Genomic DNA, 365 nt, shown 5'->3' on the forward strand with positions numbered 1-365 from the left:
GACCTCCGGCGCGGGCGGCATGGCAGCCGCCGGCGCCTGGGCCGGCGCGGCCGTGGCCGTGCCCGATGCCGATGGCGTGCCCGCATCCTTGGCGGTGGTGCCGCAGCCAGCCAGCACGGCGGCCAGCGCCACGGCCAGCGTGCCGCGCCACAGCAAGGAGGGGGTTGACGGGGAAACTGCCGGTGTCTTCGTCACTGCGCGAGCCATGCCATCTCTCCTGGGGGGAAGCTGAGGCGATTGTAGACGCAGATGACCGGTAATGCGCTTGTAAACGGCTGATTGGCCGATCGGGGATGACCGGCGCGGAGGCACGGGAACGAGGCGGCGGGCGCCGCCCCGTATACATAGTGTCAGTTCGCCATCAC

General features: G+C 70.7%; 1 pseudogene. It reads right to left on the minus strand.

Features of this window, described 5'->3' with window-relative positions:
* Positions 1-207 (minus strand): annotated as a pseudogene (locus AB4Z35_RS31280) (hypothetical protein); the annotation flags it as partial.
* Positions 208-365 lie beyond the last annotated feature (158 nt).

Source organism: Pseudomonas sp. KB_15, assembly GCF_052114525.1.
In the GTDB taxonomy this organism is placed as follows: domain Bacteria; phylum Pseudomonadota; class Gammaproteobacteria; order Pseudomonadales; family Pseudomonadaceae; genus Aquipseudomonas.